Annotated in this window: 13 protein-coding genes; 6 read left to right on the top strand and 7 right to left on the bottom strand. The window is 56.1% G+C overall.

The window, feature by feature from the left end:
* Positions 1-383: 383 nt before the first annotated feature.
* Positions 384-1,781, bottom strand: a complete 1,398-nt coding sequence (locus HMPREF3173_RS11335) for an aminotransferase-like domain-containing protein (protein WP_070573179.1) — start codon at positions 1,779-1,781, stop codon at positions 384-386.
* A 153-nt stretch (positions 1,782-1,934) separates the two neighbouring features.
* Between HMPREF3173_RS11335 and HMPREF3173_RS11330 the strand changes: the two genes are divergently transcribed.
* Positions 1,935-3,110 (top strand): MFS transporter, encoded by a 1,176-nt coding sequence (locus HMPREF3173_RS11330; protein ID WP_070573177.1) that lies wholly within the window; start codon positions 1,935-1,937, stop codon positions 3,108-3,110.
* Positions 3,111-3,236: 126 nt separating this feature from the next.
* Here the strand turns inward: HMPREF3173_RS11330 and HMPREF3173_RS11325 are convergent, their stop codons facing one another.
* Positions 3,237-3,998: an SDR family oxidoreductase gene (locus HMPREF3173_RS11325; protein ID WP_070573175.1), complete on the bottom strand. Its 762-nt coding sequence runs from the start codon at positions 3,996-3,998 to the stop codon at positions 3,237-3,239.
* A gap of 197 nt (positions 3,999-4,195) precedes the next feature.
* Between HMPREF3173_RS11325 and HMPREF3173_RS11320 the strand changes: the two genes are divergently transcribed.
* On the top strand, positions 4,196-5,197 hold the full coding sequence (locus HMPREF3173_RS11320) for an NADP-dependent oxidoreductase (RefSeq protein WP_070573173.1): 1,002 nt from the start codon (positions 4,196-4,198) through the stop codon (positions 5,195-5,197).
* 128 nt (positions 5,198-5,325) lie between these two features.
* Here HMPREF3173_RS11320 and pyrF read toward each other — a convergent pair whose 3' ends face one another.
* Entirely contained in the window at positions 5,326-6,027 is a 702-nt protein-coding gene (gene pyrF, locus HMPREF3173_RS11315) for an orotidine-5'-phosphate decarboxylase (protein ID WP_043209742.1), read from the bottom strand.
* A 182-nt stretch (positions 6,028-6,209) separates the two neighbouring features.
* On the opposite strand from pyrF, the gene HMPREF3173_RS11310 reads away from it, so the two are divergent.
* Positions 6,210-6,377: a DUF2897 family protein gene (locus HMPREF3173_RS11310; RefSeq protein WP_070573170.1), complete on the top strand. Its 168-nt coding sequence runs from the start codon at positions 6,210-6,212 to the stop codon at positions 6,375-6,377.
* Between the two features lie 44 nt (positions 6,378-6,421).
* Here the strand turns inward: HMPREF3173_RS11310 and HMPREF3173_RS11305 are convergent, their stop codons facing one another.
* Positions 6,422-6,769, bottom strand: coding sequence for a ComEA family DNA-binding protein (locus HMPREF3173_RS11305; protein ID WP_070573168.1), 348 nt, complete (start codon positions 6,767-6,769; stop codon positions 6,422-6,424).
* 476 nt (positions 6,770-7,245) lie between these two features.
* On the opposite strand from HMPREF3173_RS11305, the gene HMPREF3173_RS25280 reads away from it, so the two are divergent.
* On the top strand, positions 7,246-7,749 hold the full coding sequence (locus HMPREF3173_RS25280) for a D-glucuronyl C5-epimerase family protein (protein ID WP_083300014.1): 504 nt from the start codon (positions 7,246-7,248) through the stop codon (positions 7,747-7,749).
* Positions 7,750-8,108: 359 nt separating this feature from the next.
* On the opposite strand, the gene HMPREF3173_RS24340 is transcribed toward HMPREF3173_RS25280, so the two are convergent.
* From HMPREF3173_RS24340 to HMPREF3173_RS24980, 3 genes are read right to left on the bottom strand one after another with little or no spacing between them, the layout of a single operon-like run.
* Positions 8,109-9,293, bottom strand: a complete 1,185-nt coding sequence (locus HMPREF3173_RS24340) for a hypothetical protein (protein WP_139146842.1) — start codon at positions 9,291-9,293, stop codon at positions 8,109-8,111.
* Between the two features lie 53 nt (positions 9,294-9,346).
* Positions 9,347-9,631 carry a DUF2514 family protein gene (locus HMPREF3173_RS23935; protein ID WP_256544478.1) on the bottom strand — a complete coding sequence of 95 codons (285 nt, stop codon included), beginning with the start codon at positions 9,629-9,631 and terminating at the stop codon, positions 9,347-9,349.
* A gap of 60 nt (positions 9,632-9,691) precedes the next feature.
* Positions 9,692-9,961: a lysozyme gene (locus HMPREF3173_RS24980; protein WP_256544412.1), complete on the bottom strand. Its 270-nt coding sequence runs from the start codon at positions 9,959-9,961 to the stop codon at positions 9,692-9,694.
* 423 nt (positions 9,962-10,384) lie between these two features.
* Here HMPREF3173_RS24980 and HMPREF3173_RS23930 point away from each other — a divergent pair, with 423 nt between their 5' ends.
* Positions 10,385-11,449, top strand: coding sequence for an acyltransferase family protein (locus tag HMPREF3173_RS23930; protein ID WP_083300010.1), 1,065 nt, complete (start codon positions 10,385-10,387; stop codon positions 11,447-11,449).
* Between the two features lie 102 nt (positions 11,450-11,551).
* A complete protein-coding gene (locus HMPREF3173_RS11295) occupies positions 11,552-13,195 on the top strand; it encodes a D-glucuronyl C5-epimerase family protein (protein WP_070573166.1) in 1,644 nt (547 codons plus the stop codon).
* The last annotated feature ends 434 nt before the right edge of the window (positions 13,196-13,629 follow it).

Genomic DNA, 13,629 nt, shown 5'->3' with positions numbered 1-13,629 from the left:
AAGGTTTCGGCTTCCTTGATGTCCGAGCGCAAAGCAAAACCCTGTTCGTGCTGACGCAACGTGAGCAGGTCGGTGTTGAACTGGCTCATCTGGCGCAGGCCATCGAAGCGCTGGCCCAGGCCCTGCAAGGCGAAGACGCCGATGGCGGCCACCGCCAGGGTCAGCAACAGCACCAGGGCAAAGCCCAGCCCCAGCTTGCGGGCCATGCCCAGGTTGGCCAGAACACCGTGCTTGGTTGCCCGCATCGCCCATTCCCCCTGCCAGTCCATCGCTGTTTTCAGGCTGCACGACAGCCCTTTTTCAGCCAAGAGTGGCAACTGCGCAACCCCACCCACAAGCCCCACCCGTCACAATGGTGTCAAATAGCTATGAGCGTGTCGCTTTCAGCGTGCTGAAGGTCGCCCTGCGTACCGAAAGAACGCCTGAGCCCGTTGGTCCTGCCCATACGCGACATTGATCCGCAGCCAGTCACTCGGCGCGCCCTGATGATCGAACGCACTGCCCGGCGTCAGCAGCACCGCGTTATCCAGGGCTACACGCTCCAGGGCGGCAAAGTCGCGCCCGGGCGAGCGTACCCAGACGAACATCCCGCCATAGGGCTCGCAGAACACCTCCCAGCCGAACGCCTCCAGTTGCCCCAGCAGCTTGGCCATGTGCTGCCCCAGGCGCACCCGCAGGCGCTGCACGCTCTTGCGGTAACTGCCATTGGCGAGCATCTGCCCCACTACCTGTTCGGCAAAGCGCGACGTACCGATGCCAGTGACCATCTTCAGTTCCGCCAAGCGGCCGATCAGCGCCGCATCGGCCACCAGGTAGCCCACCCGCAGCGAACTGCTCAGGGTCTTGGAGAAACTGGCCATGTAGATCACCCGCTGCTCGCTGTCGAGCGTGGCCAGGCGCGTGGCCGGGCCGTCCTGAAAATCTGCGTAGATGTCGTCCTCGACGATGCGCAAATCGTGCTCGCGGGCCAGTTCCAGCAGGCGATAGGCGACCTTCGGCGTCAGGCTGGTGCCGGTGGGATTGTGATAGAGGCTGTTGGTGAACAGCACGCGCGGGCTGTGTTCGACGAGCAAGCGTTGGAGCTCGTCCAGGTCCGGCCCACTGGCCGTACGCGGCACCGGCAGCATGCGCACTTGGTGCTGGCGTAGCAGGTTGAACAGGTTGTAGTACCCCGGACTTTCCACCAATACCACGTCGCCTGGGCGCAAGAGGGTGCGCACCAGCAGATCGAGGGCATGGCTGGCACCTTGGGTGGTGAGGATGCGTTCGGGGCCGGCGGCGATGTCGATGCGCGCCAGGCGCTTGTGCAGTTGCTGACGCAGGCTGGCCAGGCCCAGGGGCGGGCAATAATCGAACAGATCCTCCACTTTGCCACGGCTAACCAGGCGCACGGCCTGGGCCACCTCGGTGTTGGACCGCCATGCGCTGGGCAGCCAGCCGCAGCCGAGCTTGAGCAGTTCGTCATGGCCTTCACGAAACTGTCGCCAACTGCCATCCACCGCTTCGCCCCAGGCTTGCTCCTCTTCCAACGGCAGGCCTGGCTTGCGTTCGGCGACGAAAAAGCCCGTACCGTGGCGCGCCTGAAGCCAGCCGCTGGCCACTAGGCGGTCATAGGCTTCGATCACACAGGCCGGGCTGACAGCCAGGTTGCTCGCCTGAGTGCGGATCGACGGCAGCCGCGCGCCAGGGCGCAGGCGTTGCTGTTCGATCCAGGCTTGCAACTGCTCGGTCAGTTGCTGGACCAGCGGGGTGGCGGAGTCACGATCCAAAACGATAGGCATGGGAAGTGTTCGCTGATTTTTGCCGAACAGTTAATCACAAATGCGCCGGGAGTGTGCCTTGTTGATGCAAGGGGAGCAGACCACTGTTGGTCGTACTGGCTCATTCGCGGGCAACCCGCGAGCAGCCGCTACGAATGACCCAAGGATGCCCAGATGCCCACCCGCTCAGCCCCGGCCCTCCTGGCCTTCGCCCTGTGCCTGATCACCCTCGCGGTGAACCTGCAGGCGCCCCTGTACATCGCCTACGCCGACCTCTGCGGCCAAGGCGCGGCCGCCACAGCGGTAGCCTTCTCCGGTTATGTGCTGGGCGTGTTGCCCGTGCTGCTGGCGTTGGGCGGCCTGGCGGACCGAGTCGGCCGACGGCCGCTGATTCTCACGGCCCTCGCCTTGTCCATGATCGCCACGGGACTGATGCTGCTCGCCCCGGGCCTGCAGACGCTGGGCCTGGCGCGGCTATTCCTTGGACTGGGCACAGGCCTGGCCTCAGCGACCGCCACCGCCTACATGAGTGAGCTGATGCCCGGCCACGACAGCGGTCGCGCCGCCACCTGGGTGACCGCCAGCACATCCCTGGGCTTTGGCCTGGGCGCTGCACTGACAAGCCTCTTCCTGCTGCGCGGCCCCACCCTGACGCCGGGCAGCTTCCACCTGCAACTGCTGCTCGCCGCCGTCGCGCTGGTGTTGGTCTGGCGCCTGCCCGATCCGCGTCCTGCGCAGCGCGGCGCCATGCTGCGCCTGCCCTTCTACCCCAGGGGCAGCCTGGCCTATGGCTTGGCCATCCTGCTCGCCTGGGCCTGCGTAGGCCTGGTGATAGCCCTACTGCCGGGGGTCTTGCGTCAACACGGGCTGAGCGCCTGGTCCGGTTTTTCGACCTTCTGCGTGATCAGCTGCGGCCTGTTGTTCCAGCCCATGGCACGTCGCATGTCCAGCGTACGTGCAACCTTGCTCGGATTGGCGATTCTTCCGTGTAGCTACGCCCTGCTCGCCTGGGGCGCCGACAGTGGGCGGCTGGCTGCCGTGCTGCTGGGCGCGGTCGCTGCAAGCAGCGCGTGCTACGGGTTCATTTACTTGGGTGGACTGGCGGCGGTGAACCAGTTGGCAGGGCCTGAGAAGACCCGGGCCAGCGCGGGTTTCTTCCTGCTGGCGTACCTGGGGTTCAGCTTGCCGGTGATCTTCACCGGGCTGCTCAGTGACCGTCTTGGCTCACGAACAGCGTTGGTGGTGTTTGGCGCCGTGTTACTCGCGGGGTGTGGAGTGGTTGCCTTGACCCTATGGTTGTCAGCACGGGCCCATTCGCGGGTAAACACGCTCCCACAGGGCTCGCGGTAGTGGACTGCCTGCACTTTTCAGCCGTGCAAATACCAGCCCCACAGGCACAGCGATGTTGATGAGAACACCGGAGAACCTGTGGGAGTGGGTTAACCCGCGAAAAGGCCGACGCAGCTTCAATTGGCTTCAAATAGCCGTAGCACCACCATCGACAGCCAGACTATGACCGGTGGTGAAGGCCGCGCCATCGCTGCACAGATAAAGCACCGCACTGGCGATCTCCTCGACCTTGCCGATGCGTCCCACCGGGTGCATCGCGGCAGCGAACTCCGCTTTGCGCGGGTCGGACTCATAGGCCCGGCGGAACATGTCGGTATCGATTACCGCCGGACACACCGCATTCACCCGAATGCCCTTCTTGGCGTACTCGATCGCCGCCGACTTGGTCAGGCCGATCACCGCGTGCTTGGAGGCGCTGTAGATACTCATCTTCGGCGCCGCCCCCAACCCCGCGACCGACGCAGTGTTGACGATCGCCCCGCCGCCTGCGGCAAGCATCAGCGGTAGTTGGTACTTCATGCATAGCCACACGCCTTTGACGTTCACGCCCATGATCGCGTCGAACTGCGCCTCGCTGCCCTCTGCCAGACGGCCCTGCTCGATCTCGATGCCCGCGTTGTTGAAGGCGTAGTCCAGGCGACCGTAGGCTTCGATGATGCGCTCGTGCAAATGGCGCACCTCGGCGTCCTTGGTCACATCACAGGCCACGAACAGCCCCTCACCACCGGCCTGGCGAATCAGCGCCACCGTCGCCTCGCCGCCCTCCACATCCCGGTCGGCCACCACCACCTTCAAACCCTCGACAGCGAACGCCTGTGCCGTCGAGCGGCCAATCCCCGCCCCACCACCGGTGACCAGGGCTACCTGGCCGGAAAACGTCATGCTCATTACGGGCTCCTGAACGCTGATTCGTTATGAAGGCTGAGTCTAGTCATGACAGCCGCGCGCTGGGCAGCACGATCATCCAGGTGTATCGAGGTGTATTTGCGCAAGCAGTGAAACTTGATCGCTACCGGCCCTCGGGCTATCAAAGGGGTCTATCTTGAACGTTCAAGCTGCCTACCCCATTCCCAAAGGGAACCGCCATGCCCCAGACCAACCGCCGCTTCCTGCTCAGCAAACGCCCCGTCGGCGCCGTGCGCCGCGACGACTTCACCTACGAGCAGGTCCCCGTCACCGAGCCCGCCGAAGGCCAAGTGCTGGTGAAAAACCTCTACCTGTCCCTGGACCCCGCCATGCGCGGCTGGATGAACGAAGGCAAGTCCTACATTGCCCCCGTCGCCCTCGGCCAGGTGATGCGCGCCCTGGGTGTCGGCGAAGTGATCGCCTCCCAGCACCCTGACTTCAAGCCCGGCGATCACGTCAACGGCCCGCTCGGTGTGCAGGACTACTTCGTTGGCGAGCCGCAAGGCCTGTACAAGATCGACCCACGCCTGGCCCCCCTGCCCCGCTACCTCTCAGCCCTGGGCATGACCGGCATGACCGCCTACTTCGCCCTACTCGACGTCGGCCAACCCAAGGCCGGTGAAACTGTCGTCCTCTCCGGCGCTGCCGGTGCCGTGGGCAGCATCGCCGGGCAAATCGCCAAACTCAAAGGCTGCCGCGTCGTCGGCATCGCCGGTGGCAAGGAGAAATGCCAGTACCTGAAGGACGAGCTCGGCTTTGACGGCGTCATCGACTACAAAGCCGAAGACGTCCTGGCCGGCCTCAAACGCGAATGCCCCAAAGGGGTGGACGTCTACTTCGACAACGTCGGCGGCGACATCCTCGACGCCGTGCTCAGCCGCCTGAACTTCAAGGCCCGCGTGGTCATCTGCGGCGCCATCAGCCAGTACAACAACAAGGACGCCGTCAAAGGCCCGGCCAACTACCTGTCGTTGTTGGTCAACCGCGCGCGGATGGAAGGGTTCGTGGTGATGGATTACGCCAAGGAGTACGGCAAAGCCGCACAGGAGATCGCCGGGTGGCTGGCCAGTGGAGAGGTGAAGAGCAAGGAGGATGTGGTGGAGGGGTTGGAGACGTTCCCGGAGGCGCTGCTCAAGCTGTTCAGCGGAGAAAACTTCGGGAAATTGGTGTTGAAGGTTTGAATCCAGCCTAAAAGCTGTGGCCCTGAGCCCGCTCCAACAGGTACGGCGGTGCTATTGAGCACCACGAAAACCCTGTGGGAGCGGGTTCACCCGCGCAGGGCCGCACAGCAGCCCCAGACGAGCGACTATCAGCCGCGAATCTCGGCCACAACGGCCGCCAACGCCTGCGCCGGGTCCGCCGCCTGGCTGATCGGACGCCCGATCACCAGGTAATCCGAACCCGCGTCCAGTGCCTGGCGTGGAGTAAGGATCCGGCGCTGGTCATCCTGGGCACTGCCAGCAGGACGAATCCCCGGCGTCACCAGTTGCAGCGACGGATGCGCCGCCTTCAGTGCAGGCGCCTCGAGCGCCGAGCACACCAGCCCGTCCATCCCCGCCTTCTCCGCCAACGCCGCCAGACGCAGCACCTGCTCCTGCGGGTCCACATCCAGGCCGATCCCTGCCAAGTCCTCACGCTCCATGCTGGTCAGCACCGTCACACCGATCAGCAACGGCTGCGGCCCGCTACGCTTGGCCAGCTCCTCACGGCACGCCGACATCATGCGCAGGCCACCGGAGCAATGCACATTGACCATCCACACCCCCATCTCGGCCGCAGCCTTCACAGCCATCGCCGTGGTGTTGGGGATATCGTGGAACTTGAGGTCGAGAAACACTTCGAAACCCTTCTCGCACAAGGTCTCGACAATCCCCGAAGCGCTGCTGGTGAACAGCTCCTTGCCGACCTTCACCCGGCACAGCGCCGGATCGAGCTGGTCAGCCAGCTTCAGGGCGGCCTCACGGGTAGGGAAATCCAGGGCGACAATCAGGGGCGTCTGGCAGGCGGACATGGGCAGAGTCTCTTGGCAAGTCGAAATCGGCGCGCATTGTAAACGATGTGGCCCAGGCTTTGGGGCCGCGGATCACGAGAATTGGCCCAGTACCCGGTCACTCCTATAATTGAACCAACGGAGACGGTAACGGCTCGAAACTAAGCGAGCGTTTGCCATCCATGGTCTACAAGGAGAACGTCATGCCCTGGTACGCCTGGTTGATACTGATCATAGCCCTTGGCTCGATCGTCGGCGGGTTGCTGCTGTTGCGCGACACGGCAAAGAAACTGCCATTGACCGAAGAGCAACTGAAGAAGATCCATGAGCGAAATGCCGAGGCCGATGCCAAGGATGCGCAGGACCGTTGATCCATGATGGCCGACCCGGGCGGATCGGCCACCTTCCCTATCGATTACTCCGTTACCACCAGCTTGTCACGGTTGCGCTCTAGCAGTGCGTTACCGATGCCCTTGATTTCCAACAGTTCATCCACCGACGCGAACGGCCCGTTGGCCTCGCGATAGGCCACGATCGCCTCGGCCTTGGCCCGGCCGATGCCGTTGAGTTCCTTTTGCAGGGTCAGGGCATCGGCGGTGTTGAGGTCGAGTTTGGCGGGTTGGCTGGTGGTGGCGCTGGTGCTCACCTTGGTTGCGGCCAGCTCGGTGGCTGGGGGGATGCTGGGGTTGGGGGCGGCGCTTAGGGAGAAGGACAGGCCGGTGAACAGGGGGAGGAGGAGGTAGGAAAGGATGGTGTTGCGCATATAAAGACACTCCTTAAGAATTTATTACGTCGGCAGCAAATCCTTGGCTGCACTTTCAAAACTAGCGGAGCGGGAAAAAAACAAAAAGAGAATAAGTGAATCTAAAAATTTCAAGAAGATCAAACTCCATAAACAACATAAGTCCCAGCCCCATCGCGCATCCAATACCTTCTCCGTCTAGACCAAACCCTTACAAAAATATAAACTTACAATCATCCAATCAAAACCTAATCACCTATAAAAAAGTCAATTAAAATCAGAAAGCACGAGCTTTACATCTCATTTACATTGCACGTCCGGTCATCTTGAACTAATATGCGTGCAGCCACGCCTATGGACGGAATACTTCAAATGAGATTTTCTGCTTTACTGATTGCCCTTTTTGCAGTTTCAACCCAGTCGCACGCTACTGATAGCCCCCCAGAATACTAGCAGCTGAAACGGATGTTGAGTTGGCTCCGTTTCTCTGGTCTTGGATGGACCCTGTTACATTAAACGAGGAGGGCCTCCAGAAGACAGCAGCAAAGAAAGACCCATTACGTCCATTCTTCTTGGCATTCAGGCTCCTCACGATTTACGAGAAAACTAAAGACCCAGCAGCTCTGGAAAGCGCAAAACGAGCCTTAGACTTCATGCTAGACGAGTACCAACCAGCGACCCGAGAGGCTGAGGGTACTCGTTGGTTCTACGGCTTTGACTATGACAGAGGAATCAAAGCTCCGTGGTGGTCAGGTATGGACGGCTTCTTCGGCCCAATGACCCTTTATGCTGGTTGGCAAGTAACCGGTAACGAGCGTTACCGCGAAGCTGCAATTAAAAGTGCTAAACTGATGCTCCGCCAGCCTAGTGATGGCGGTGCGCTATGGTGCGAGGGAGAGGACTGTTGGATTTCGGAATATTCGTGGAAAGGAATTACACGAGATAAGGAATATCATGTTCTTAACGGCCACTCTGGGGGCTTCAGGCTCTGTATATGCTAGCAGAGGCCTCTGGCGACAAAGAACTTAAGGACGCGTATCAGTGCGCTAGACATGGCACCATCAGCCGACTACCACAATTTTACAATAAAACCGATACTTGGACTTGGTATCAATTGGTGCCGAGGGTCATTAATCAACGCACTACAATATCATTGAGATTAACTTTGCGTTCTCCTAAGTGATCCGACGTTGCCGTAGCGCCGGATCCATTGGGTTTTACCACTTCAGATAAACGCCCCCCTCTCATAACGCAGTCGCTGGTACGCAAATTGGTACAAGCGTCCCCCGCCACAGCCCCGCACCACCTGCTCATTACTGAGCCTAGCGATTCTGGCCGTCGCTACGATCGGACTAGAAAACTATATCTCCACAAAGAACAAATCTGCGGAATAGTTCCTGCTGTTTTTAATAACTGGATTTTTCAAGACGGCCAGCCTTGACTTGCCTCCCACAGTAAAAATCCATGGAGATGAGAAGCTTCCTTGATCAGCAATCACCTTGGTCGATCCGCTCGAAATATACTTTTCAATCAAACCACCTCCAGGTGGAGAGGTGATTATATACCTTCCACCATCATCAATTGCCGCGCCTCCCGCATAGGAGTGAACCTCCGTCTCAGACAAAGACGTGATAGACTCCACCGTGGCACTTTTCAAATCAACAAATGCAACCTTACTAACACCGCGACTTCCGCCAGCACTCATCTGGCTGAATACGACCGCAACCCTATCGTCAGCAACCCACTTAGTCTCATACGGAATAGTGTCATAGACTTCATCATCACCTAGATCTACCTTGATCTCCGTTTTCTCTTTAAAGGCGTCTGATGTAACCACCAAGCTCAATCCCTCATGTCGCTTAGTGGCAGATTTATACATTGCGTATGACATTGCGCACCGGCCACCCCTAGAAAGAGCAAGAGGTGTAGAGTAAGGGAATGTCCCAGCACCATTACCAACTACTTGCACCGGATCAGACCAGCTGTCACCACCAGTATCACTGGTCCTCACAACTGTTCGCCGCCATTCCCCGGAGTCATAATTACCAATACGTTCCTGTATTGTATGCATCAGCATTACCTGCCCATCTGGCAGCGCTGCAAGTGAAGCATACGTAGATCTGCCATCATCCACCAGCGGCAATATTTCCCACGCCCCCATGTCACCTGGCAATCTTGTTCTTGCGCAAATCAACTGAGTTGCATGCTTGCTAAAGCAGGCAATAATGTGCCCTTTATATTTCCCGCTTGGAATTACCGCAAGAGAGGGTGAACCATGGTCACTGGGCGATTCGAGCTTGTGTACTACTTTTGTTCTACGGACCAATAAGTCATTTGTTACCTCAGCGACTGCAACTTCCCCATCAGAAGTCAGATAACCAAAGCAGAATCCACCTTCAATCTCGGCAACGGCAGGTCGGTTGTACCACAAACTGTATGCGTTATTAATGCTCAGCGGTGCCGGCGGATTGAGTCGACGAATGCAAGGGATCGCAGAAAAAGCAGCTACTATTCCAGCCGATGCCAGAAAACTCCTACGATTCATCAGTCACACCTTTCCTCCAAAAAAGGCGGGATTATGCCTGAATGTAGAGGCATCTACAGCCTCCTGCCCTTACCACAGCACCGTGTTGATCGAAGCATACATTGATCAGTGGCATCGGCGCCAACAACGCCAGCATCAGCCACTTGGTGTTCTTCCTGCGCATGGGCTCTCGCCTCCTCCTGCGCCGTAGCGCGTCGTTGTTCTTCCGCCCAAGCGTCACGCTCACCTAGAACCTCAGTCAGCCGGTCGCCGCTATCCCGTTGAGCTGACGTCTGTCTGGCTTCCACCCGCTCCACCGATCTGCCGTGCTGGTAGGCTCCCCAGTAGGACGCTACCACCAGCGCGAGAACACCGATACGTACCCAGCCGTTCACGCCGCCCCCAGGAACAGCTCACGCTCAGCAGCGCGTCGACGGACCAAGCACCTTTCCGCCCGCCTTGTTCCAACGCGGGAACTGCGCGGCGGCCCCCGCATAGTCGCCGGCGTTGAGCATGCGCCGCAGCGTGGACGATTCGAGATTCGCGGCGCCTAGGTTGTATGTGAAGCAGACCAGCGCATCCCATTGGTTCTGACTCAGTGGAGTCGTGACCAGGCGCTGAATTTCGGGCTCGAAGCACTGCACGTCGTTCAGCAGCATGCGCTCGGCCTGCTCCTTGCTAATCGCCATACCAGACTTAACTCCTCGAGTGGCGCCATACCCAATAGTCTAGACGCCAGACAGCATCCTGATACGCTTGCAGGCGCAGACCTTCAAACGACTTGATCAGGCTCAAGCCGCGTTGTGATGTACGCCTGGGTTTCCTCCGGGCAAAAAAAAACCGGCTGATAGCCGGTTGGTTTGGGTCAGATGGGCAGATAGCAATAAGTGGTGAATGAAAGGGATAGCGGACAGCGAAAGCAGAGCACCTAAATCCACAGACGAACCCTGACGTTTCCCGCTACCACGCCCGAAAGGTCGGCATATCCACATGCAAGCAGCGGCGAACAGATCACCTGAGATTGCCGCAATCGACACTTCGTACCGAGGCGATAGCCAACCAGATCAAAATTTCATGTAGAATTTCGCCGCTTTCAATGCCTCGAGGTGACAATGGTCGGTAAAATCAAGGGACTTGATGGGCTTCGAGCCATTTCAGTCCTGCTCGTAATTATGTCTCATGCGGAAGCATGGCAAGCGCTCGGAATTACTAGCACTGCCGTTCGTTCAGCTCTAAGCGCGCAGACCGGAGTCAATGTGTTTTTCGTACTTTCCGGCTTCCTTATCACATTTCTCCTCATAAAGGAGAAGGATGCAACAGGGAAAGTTGACATAATAGCCTTCATAAAGCGAAGAGCACTTAGAATTTTCCCCCTGTACTATTTGGCCATATTCTTCCTCATGTACATAGATTACACGAGCAGAGCCAATATCCCCAACTGCTCATTCGCATACGCACTAACATATACAGTTAACTTCTACCCAAAAGAATGCGCATACTCCGCAATGTCACACTTTTGGTCACTCTCTGTAGAAGAGCACTTCTATCTATTCTGGCCTCTCATTTTCTGCCTCGGAAATAGAGTCGCATTCATAACTGCTACCGCCATAGCAGTGGCATGCGTAACAATTGGGACATCTATATACCCTGAAAGCCAAAGATTTTACATGAACCGCTGGACATTCCCAGCAATGCTGCCAATCCTCGCAGGATGCATGCTTGCTTTCGTATGCAACGCAAACTACATAAAAACCCTGTTCACTGACAAGTCAAAATCAAACATACTTCTAGTTTCAATATTATTCGGTACAGCAACCCCCGCCTTTTTCTCCTCTGACGCCATATGGCTTACGTCCGTATGCGCTTTGGTACTTTATATATACCACAATCAAGGATCTACGCTAGTACGCATGCTGGAAATCAAGCCGCTAGCCGCCCTTGGCATTATTAGCTACGGCCTTTATGTATGGCAAGGTATCTTTACAGGAAATGGACCTTATCGCGGCGGCGCAACCTTCCCGCCAAGCGTAGACATTGGTGTATGGATGACGTTCGTTGTCGCCCCTTTGAGCTACATCTTCTTTGAGCGCCCATTGATCAATCTAAAGTCTCGCTACTCTTGGAAAAGCAAACCACAGAGCGCGGCACAAGATAAAAATATTCCACAGCATGAATAACTGACACACACTATCTTCGACACCGCACTTTAAAGCATAGTCATCACAATACACCCAATGACTATCTAGAGACGCACAAGCTTACGAAAGGACGCTTTCAGCATGAAACTGCCTGTTTTATTGGCCGCACTCTACATCATATCAAGTCCTGCTCAAGCAATAGTGGATGACAAAAAAAGACTTGCTGGCGGAACAGATGTTGAACTCGCCCCATTCCAATGGTCCAGGATGAAGCCTTCTGTATTCAACGAAGAAGGACTTAAAAAGACAGCAGAGAAAAAAGACCCACTGCGACCATTCTTTTTTGCCTTCCGTCTTCTCATGATGCATGAAAGAACCGGAAACCAAGAGAACTTAGATCTTGCCAAAAGAACCCTAGACTTCATGCTGGATGAGTATCAACCTGCAAGTCGCGATGCCAATGGTACTCGCTGGTTCTATGGCTTTGACTATGACAAGGGCATCAAAGCCCCATGGTGGTCTGGCATGGACGGCTTCTTCGGCCCAATGACCCTCTTTGCTGGTTGGCAAGCAACCGGTAATGAACGCTACCGAGAAGCAGCACTAAAAAGCGCTCATCTTATGCTTAAACCGCCTACCGAAGGCGGAGTGCTATGGCGAGAAAACGATACCTGCTGGATATCTGAGTATTCGTGGAAAGGAATAACAAAAGATAAAGAGTACCACGTTCTCAACGGGCATCTCTGGGGGCTCCAAGCTTTGTACATGCTTGCGGATGCGTCTGGTGACAAGCAACTTATGGAAGCCTATGAGTGCGCAAAAAAGGGGACCTTTAGCCGACTTCCACAATACTACAGTACAAATGACAACTGGACCTGGTACCAGCTTGTCCCTAAAGTAATCAACCCCACTCATTACAGCATAATAGAAACAGCTCAATTTAGAGCAATTGCTGCAGTCACCGGCGACGACGCTTATAAAGAACCTGCCCAACGGCGCGCAGACATTTTCAAAAAAGCATATCCTCTTTACCTAGTAAAAACACCAAAGGGTCTGCAAATACAGTTCTCCATGATGGGAGCGCCAAATGCATACTGGACCGACACTTATCCGGTCACCGCAAGCTGCAAGGTTAATGGGAAAATTGTATCCACTACGAACAACGACGCGTACAGCGAAAAGCCATTGCCAGAGAGAATGATTCTACGCCTTCCTGTAAAATCAACCCCAGATTACTGCAATGTCACTGTACACAGCAATGTCAATGTCCCCATGTACAATCAGGACAAATTCGAAGTAATAAAAAGCAGCGCCGAAGACAAGATAGATTTAAAGCCTGTCGCCTTATTACAAGGCAAGCTAAGCACAAACAATACAATCGATGTCACGCCTGAAAAAGGTGAAAGCGCCAAGCCTGGGGAAGCCAGAATAGTCATCGACATTAACCGTGACGTTTCCGTCTCGGAAAAAATAGCACTTGTGCTTCACACAACCCAGGAATCACAGCTTGAAATCATTCTTCAAAGCGACGATGCCAAACTGGCAACAAGCTATTACCCAATCCTGAAAGGCGACAAAGACAATATTGTCGTCCTTAACAAGCTTGGATTCAAAAACGGATCAGACCTTGGCAGTAAACTAGCTAAATTATCGCTTAGAATTTACACGAAGCCAAATACAAAGAACTTTGAAGTGCGCATCAAGGAAGCCTCTATAATCAGAAACACTTCTAACCTAGAGGCATTCCTCAAAAGAAACAAGTCAGCCAATTTCCCGCAGCAGTAATTATTGAGCAGCCACATCTCAAGCAGCCACAAACACTAAGAGCAGCCTAGTATTTATCCGCATTAGGCCGCTCTTAGTTACTACACCTCATCAACACTCGCCGCCCAACCAATCCTAACGGTTGTTCCAGTTGTAAAACTTCCGGACGGAGCAACTATCGCAGGACGAATTGCAAGGTTATTCAATTCATAGACCTTTGGAATTGGCACGACAGTTCCTATTAGAACCTGAGCCGCTCCATTTGTTGCATTGACTCCTGGAGATGGAGCCGTAGGAATTTTTGAAAATGGATAGCGGAAATTCTGTGCGATTGCAGCAATGACCTGGCTCGCAGTAGTCGCCACATCAACAAACCCAGTTTGACGCATCTGCTTGGTTGGGACATTTGAATCGCCCCTGGTTTCGTAGACACCTCCAAGCCTCATAATGAGGCC

The sequence above is a fragment of the Pseudomonas sp. HMSC08G10 genome (assembly GCF_001808425.1).
Classification (GTDB): Bacteria; Pseudomonadota; Gammaproteobacteria; order Pseudomonadales; family Pseudomonadaceae; genus Aquipseudomonas; species Aquipseudomonas guariconensis.
Note: the sequence above shows the minus strand (reverse complement) of the source record. Positions and strands in the feature narration are given on the sequence as shown.